This is a genomic window from Halomonas sp., assembly GCF_014859505.1.
Lineage (GTDB): Bacteria > Pseudomonadota > Gammaproteobacteria > Pseudomonadales > Halomonadaceae > Halomonas.
Genome location: NZ_JACUUD010000142.1, coordinates 1 through 6,291, shown reverse-complemented (window position 1 = coordinate 6,291; position 6,291 = coordinate 1). Strand labels below are relative to the sequence as shown.

Here is a 6,291-nt window from a genome sequence, read left to right as displayed (position 1 = left end):
CATGGCCGGGCTGGGCCAGGGCGTCATGCAGGGTCCGGGCGTTGTGGCGCATCATGCCCAGCCAGGTGCTGGCCTCGCCTTCCGCGGCCAGGGCGTCGGCGTAGAGGGTGCCGGCGATGGATAGGCCTGTTTCCTCGGCAAGCTGGTTGATGATTGCCGGGCTGGTCATGTTCTCGTGGAACAGCGCCTGGACGTTCTGCTCGCGGATCACGTCGATCAGCCGGGCCATGTTGGCGGCACTGGGCTCCGCCTCGGTGGAGAGCCCCACCGGCGAGAGGAAGCGCAGGCCGTAGGCCCCGGCGAAGTAGCCGAAGGAGTCGTGGCCGGTGATCACGCTGGTGGAGGCGGGAATCTCGCCGAGTAGGCGGCGCATTTCCTCGTCCATGGCCTGGATCTCGGCGATGTAGCGCTCGGCGTTCTCGCGATAGGCGGCCGCGTTGTCCGGGTCGGCCTCGACCAGGCCGTCGCGGATATTGGCCACGTAGACCTTGCTCATGGCCAGGTCCTGCCAGCCGTGGGGATCATTGTCGCCATGGTCATGCTCGTCATGGCCATGGTCGTCATGGGCCGCCGCCACCCGGTCGATGCCCTCGGTGGTGGTCACCAGGGGGCCGGCGTAGTCGCTGGCGTCGATCAGGCGCTCCATCCAGCCCTCGAACTGCAGGCCGTTGAAGACCACCAGGTCCGCCTCGGCCAGGGCCCGGGCGTCGGTGGGGCGCGGCGAGTAGACATGGGCGTCGCTGTCGGGGCCGACCAGGGAGGTCACTGCGACGTGCTCGCCGCCGACGTTCTCGACCATGTCGGCCAGGATGCTGAAGCTGGCAACCACCTGCACGCGTTCGGCGGCGAAGGCGGCGGGCAGGGCCAGCAGGGCGGAGACGCCGAGCAGCGTGGCGGAGGCGTTCACGATGCGCATGGGGCAGGGTTCCTCGAGTGTCGTGTCGTTGGCGTCAGTGGGAGTCGGGGGCGCCCAGGGGCGAGGCGCGGCGCTGCAGGCGCTCGCGCAGGCTGTGGTGGCGGCCCAGCAGCGCCGAGAGCAGATAGGCCGCGCCGGCCAGCAGGATGATCGCGGGGCCGGAAGGCAGGCTCAGGTGGTAGGAGAGCAGCAGGCCGCCGGTGCTGGCGACCATGGCGATGGCCACGGCGATGCCGATCAGCCCCTCCAGGCGCTTGCTCCAGAAGCGCGCGGTGGTGGCCGGTAGCATCATCAGCCCCACCGCCATCAGGGTGCCCAGGGTCTGGAAGCCGGCGGTGAGGTTGAGCACCACCAGGCCCAGGAAGACACCGTGGACCAGACCGCCACGCACGCCCTGGCCGCCCAGAAACAGCGGGTCAAGGCATTCCACTACGAGGGCGCGGAAGATCACCGCCAGGATAATCACGATCAGGCTGCTGATGGTGGCGATCAGCACCAGGGCGGTGGTGTTCACGGCCAGGATCGAGCCGAACAGCACATGGGTGAGATCCACGCTGCTGCCACCCAGCGAGACCAGCATCACCCCGGCGGCCAACGAGATCAGGAAGAAGCTGGCCATGGCGGAGTCTTCGCGGTGGCCGGTCATCTTCGACACGCTTCCCGCCAGTACCGCCACCAGCAGCCCCGACAGGATGCCGCCCAGACTCATGATTGGCAGCGAGAAGCCGGCGAACAGGAAGCCCAGCGCCACGCCGGGCAGGATGGCATGGGCCATGGCGTCGCCGATCAGGCTCATTCCGCGCAGCATCAGGAAGACACCCAGCGGCGGGGCGGCCAGGGAGAGGGCCAGGCCGGCCACGAAGGCGCGCTTCATGAAGCCGTAGTCGAAGGGGGCGAGCAGCCAGGCGTCAAGCAGTTCCAGCATCGAGGGATTCCGGGAAAGTCAGGGGCAGGCGCGGCGCCCGGGGCGGCTGGCCGGCGTAGCGGTCGAGCAGGGAGTCGGGACTGACCCAGCGGCCATGGCCGCCGGCCAGGAAGAGCACGTCATCGGCCAGGCGCGAGAGCTGCTCCATGTCGTGAAGCACCACGATGATGGTGGCGCCCTGCCGGGCCATGTCGCGCAGCACATCCATCAGCACGTCGACGGTCTCGATGTCGACGTTGGCGAAGGGCTCATCGAGCAGCAGCAGCTCGGCCTCCTGCATCAGGGTGCGACCGAGCAGGGCGCGCTGGCGCTGGCCACCGGAGAGCTCGCCGAGCTGGCGGTGGGCCAGCTGGGAGATGCCCAGGCGGGCCATGATCTCGCGGCCGCGGCGGTAGTGGGCCGCACAGTAGCCCTTCAGCGCCCCGTGGCTGGGCCAGGTGCCGGTCATGATCAGCTCTTCCACGCTCATCGGGAAGGTGAGGTCCAGGGCCAGCTGCTGGGGCAGCCAGGCGCGCCGTTCCCTGGGTACCTGGCACGCCACGCTGCCGGCCACCGGGGTCAGCATGCCCATGATGGCGGCGATCAGGGTGCTCTTGCCGGCACCGTTGGCACCGATCAGCGCGGTGATGGCACCATCCTGGAAGCGGCCGTCCAGGTGTTCGAGCACGGTCTGGCCGCCGCGGGCCAGCTGCAGGTCGTGCAGTTGCAGGCGCGACATCAGGACCACCACCCGGCAGCCCAGGAGACAGAGAGCCACAGGCCGGCCAGCGGGGCGGCGACCAGCAGCAGGCGTCGGGTGGCGGCCAGTGACATCAGGGAGAAGTGGCAGGGCCCTTCCGGGCGATGCCGGTGCGTGCGATGTGCCATGGGAGATCCTCCGTGGTGATGGCGGAGGTTATAACATAACAATAGCGACCCTGACCACCTTCATGTAGAGGCTCCGATGGCCGCCTGGTGGGTCAGTAACGCAGCGCCACGCCCAGCTGGTTCGGCCCCACCAGCAGCGCGTACCCCCCCTCGAGATGCAGGTCGCCGAGACTCACCCACGCCGGGGGCAGCGGCCGGCAGCGGCGAAGTGCTACCCTTCAGGCATTCTTCCTGTCATGGACGACCCCGGCATGCTCTCCCGTGCCTATCTCACCTTACGCCCCCGCCTGCTGGGCCTTGGCTTGCCGGGCCTTGGCCTTCTGGCCACGCTGGGGCTCGCCGGCTGCGACGCCTTCGATGGCGGCGAGGTCTCCTCGCCCTACTCCGACTCTTACGCCTCCGGTCAGGGCGTTGCGGGCCAGGAGTTCACCGGCGAGGCCAGGGTGCGCCAGGCTGACCTGGCCGGCGTTGCCCGGGCCCCGGAGGCCGGCGCCGAGGCGGACGCCTCGCGAATCGAGGAGCGTCGCCACTACCAGCTGCAGTTCGATGCCACCGAGTCGCTGATGGCCGCCTACCACGAGGTCCACGAGGCCTGCCTGGGCATGCGCGGCTGCCAGGTGGAGCAGGGGCGGCTCAGCACTCCCCGCCAGGGGCTGGCCAGCGGCACCCTGGCGATGCGCATCGACCGTGACCGCATCGACGAGGCCGAGCCGGTGCAGCGGATCAGCGACTCCCCGGCCCTCAGCGGCGTGGAGATCACCCGCCAGGACCGCACCCAGCAGGTCATCGATCTCGAGGCGCGCCTTGCCCAGCAGGTCGTGCTGCGCGAGCGGCTCGCCGAACTGGCTCTGGAGGGGCGCGGCTTCAGCGAGCGGCGTATCCAGGACCTGCTGCAGGTGGAGCGGGAGCTGGCCCGGGTGCAGGGCGAGATCGAATCGATGCAGGGTCGCCAGCGTCATCTCTCCCGGGTCACCGACAGCGTCTCGGTCACCGCCAGCTTCCAGCAGCAGCGCTGGGTGGAGCCCCACGAGTATGGCCCGCTGGCCCCGCTGTGGCGCGCCCTGGACCGCAGCCTTAGCCTGTTCTTCGAGTCGGTGGGGCAGGTGATTCTGGTGGTGGTCTTCCTCACTCCCTGGCTGGTGCTGGGCATTCCCGCGCTGTGGCTGCTCAGCCGGCTGTGGCGCCCGGTGCGCCGCGGCATCACCCGCCTGGGTCAGCGACGCCGCGCACGGCGAGCCACCCTTCGCGACGATTAAAATACGGATGTCATCAAAGTGTCACATAGTGGCGCTACGTTGCGCCCACTGACACGGAATCGTCACGCAACCGTCATGAAGGGACCTTTCACCAACACGGCAGACCGCTAATGTCGAATCCTGGACCTTCCACCGATCGTCCCGCTCTCGCCCGCCAGGCCACTCACGAGGTGCCCGCCTGGCTGAGGGGCATCTACGCCGGCCTGTGCCTCTATCTCTTCCTGGCCGCCCTCAATGTGCTGGGCGCCGGCCTCGGCACCTTCGGCAGCGACAGTGACCTGCTGACCCGCGCCTTTGCCTATGGCGCGAACCCCTTCATCGCCCTGATGGCCGGCGTGCTGGTCACCATGATCGTGCAGAGCTCGTCGTTCACCTCGGCGCTGATTGTTACTCTGGTCGCCAGCGGCGAGATGACCCTGGGCACGGCGGTATTCGCCATCATGGGCGCCAACATCGGCACCGCGGTGACCGGGGTGATCGTGGCGCTGGCCAACGTGCGTATCAAGCGCAACTTCCGTCGCTCCTTCACTGCGGCGATGATGCACGACCTCTTCAACATTCTCACGGTGATGCTGGTGTTCCCCGTGGAGTGGCTGACGGGCATGTTCCACGAGGGCGGCCGTGGCATCTTCACCCGGCTGGCCGGCTGGCTCGCCGAGCTGATCGGCCTGGAAGAGGTGGCCAGGCCCAGCAGCCCCATCAAGGTGATCACCGCCCCCATCGTCGATGCCGTCAACTGGCTGGGCGCGGCGCTGATGCCCAGCACCGCTGCAGCGGGTCTGCTGGTGGCCGGCATCGGCCTGCTGCTGATGTTCACCGCCCTGGTGTTCATGGTGCAGAACCTGCGCGGCGCCCTGTTGCGCCACATGGACGGCCTGTTTCGCACCTATTTCTTCCGCACCGACGCCCGCGCCTACGGCGTCGGGGTGGTCTCCACCGTGCTGGTGCAGTCCAGCTCCATCACCAGCAGCCTGATGGTGCCGCTGGCCGGGGCCGGGGTGGTGCGCCTGCGCCGGGTGCTACCCTTCATGATGGGCGCCAACCTCGGCACCACCGTGACCAGCGTCCTCGCCGCCACCGCCAATCCGATCGCCGCAGCGATGACGGTGGCGTTGTTCCACGTCATGTTCAACCTGATCGGCACTGCCGTCTGGTGGCCGCTGCGGGTCATCCCGCTGCGCATCGCCACCTGGTACGGCCGGCTGGCCGGCAAGCAGGTCCGCTACGCCTTCCTGTTCCTGATCGGCGTATTCCTGGTGGTGCCGCTGGTCGGCATCACCGCCACCGAACTGTTCATGCGCCTGCGCTGAGCGCGGCCAACCGGGAGGTTCCCCCATGTTTCGACAGCTCTACAGCGCCCTCACCTCCGAGAACAGCATCGACCAGGCCTACGCGGACCTGACCCGGATGCTCGAGCACGGCGCCTGGATGTTTTCCCGTGCCAATGAGGTGCTCTACAGCACCGTGGCCGCCGAGGAGGTGCGTGAGCCGCTTTACCAGCGCGATCGGGCCGTCAACGAGCTCGAGCGTTCCATACGCCGCAAGGTGCTGCGCCACCTGACCGTCAACCCCGGCCACGACGTGGCCATCTGCCTGGCGCTGATGAGCGTGGCCAAGGATGCCGAGCGCATCGGCGACTACTGCAAGAACGTCTTCGAGGTCGGCGCCTTCTACAGCGAAGGCTTCCACGTGCCGCGCTATCAGCAGCCGCTGGACGAGATGGCCGAGCGCTTGAACGGCCTGTTCCAGGAGTTGATCGCCGCCACCCGCGACTCCGATGAGGCCAAGGCCCACCGGGTCATCACCGCTACCCGCGAGATCCGCGGCCGCTGCGACGACCTGATCGAGGCGCTGCTTCGCGAAGATCAGGCGATCGAGTTCCACGAGGCGGTCGCCTATTCGCTGCTGGCCCGCCACTACAAGCGGGTGGCCTCCCACCTGGCCAACATCGCCACCGCGGTGACCGGCCGGCTGGAGGATCTGGACTTCCCCAGCGAAGACGACGACCGCGCCCTGGACTAGAATTCCTCGGTATCCACCTCGGCCTGCTGCGCCTCGGCGTAGCGCCCGCCCGCCACCCGCTCCGGGGCCAGCAGCGCATCGAGCCGTGCCACGGTGGTGGCCTCAAGGCGCAGGTCGCCGGCGGCCAGGTTCTCGCGCATGTGCGCGATGGAGCGAGTGCCGGGGATCGGCAGGATGTCGTCGCCCTTGGCCCGCAGCCAGGCCAGGGCGAGCTGGCCGGTGGTCACCTCGAGCTCCCTCGCCACGGCCTGGAGCTCGGCCAGCAGCGCCAGGTTGTGTGGCAGGTGCTCGGCGCTGAAGCGCGG

The 6,291-nt window shown here is 68.7% G+C and carries 8 protein-coding genes; 3 read left to right on the top strand and 5 right to left on the bottom strand.

All coding sequences use genetic code 11. The annotated features are described in order from the left end of the window. The 4 genes from IBX53_RS13890 to IBX53_RS13875 form a co-directional block, all read right to left on the bottom strand. Positions 1–916, bottom strand: a 916-nt coding sequence (locus IBX53_RS13890) for a zinc ABC transporter substrate-binding protein (protein ID WP_290910295.1), incomplete at its 3' end; no start/stop codon positions are given. A gap of 34 nt (positions 917–950) precedes the next feature. Continuing rightward, positions 951–1,841, bottom strand: a complete 891-nt coding sequence (locus IBX53_RS13885; RefSeq protein ID WP_290910293.1) for a metal ABC transporter permease — start codon at positions 1,839–1,841, stop codon at positions 951–953. Beyond that, the gene (locus tag IBX53_RS13880; protein ID WP_290910291.1) at positions 1,825–2,559 is read right to left on the bottom strand and encodes a metal ABC transporter ATP-binding protein; all 735 of its coding nucleotides are present in this window, start codon (positions 2,557–2,559) and stop codon (positions 1,825–1,827) included. The genes IBX53_RS13885 and IBX53_RS13880 overlap by 17 nt, the downstream gene beginning before the upstream one ends. Beyond that, a complete protein-coding gene (locus IBX53_RS13875; RefSeq protein ID WP_290910289.1) occupies positions 2,559–2,708 on the bottom strand; it encodes a hypothetical protein in 150 nt (49 codons plus the stop codon). Before IBX53_RS13875 ends, IBX53_RS13880 begins: the two co-directional genes overlap by 1 nt. A gap of 236 nt (positions 2,709–2,944) precedes the next feature. Between IBX53_RS13875 and IBX53_RS13870 the strand changes: the two genes are divergently transcribed. The 3 genes from IBX53_RS13870 to IBX53_RS13860 all read left to right on the top strand — a co-directional run bounded on the left by IBX53_RS13870 (position 2,945) and on the right by IBX53_RS13860 (position 5,986). Next, positions 2,945–3,964 (top strand): DUF4349 domain-containing protein, encoded by a 1,020-nt coding sequence (locus IBX53_RS13870; RefSeq protein WP_290910286.1) that lies wholly within the window; start codon positions 2,945–2,947, stop codon positions 3,962–3,964. A gap of 110 nt (positions 3,965–4,074) precedes the next feature. Continuing rightward, complete coding sequence (locus IBX53_RS13865) at positions 4,075–5,274, top strand: Na/Pi symporter (RefSeq protein ID WP_290910283.1); 1,200 nt, start codon at positions 4,075–4,077, stop codon at positions 5,272–5,274. Between the two features lie 25 nt (positions 5,275–5,299). After that, entirely contained in the window at positions 5,300–5,986 is a 687-nt protein-coding gene (locus IBX53_RS13860) for a PhoU domain-containing protein (RefSeq protein WP_290910279.1), read from the top strand. On the opposite strand, the gene IBX53_RS13855 is transcribed toward IBX53_RS13860, so the two are convergent. Continuing rightward, positions 5,983–6,291: aldo/keto reductase (locus IBX53_RS13855; RefSeq protein WP_290910276.1), on the bottom strand; the 309-nt coding region annotated here is incomplete at its 5' end. The two genes, IBX53_RS13860 and IBX53_RS13855, sit on opposite strands and share 4 nt — an antisense overlap.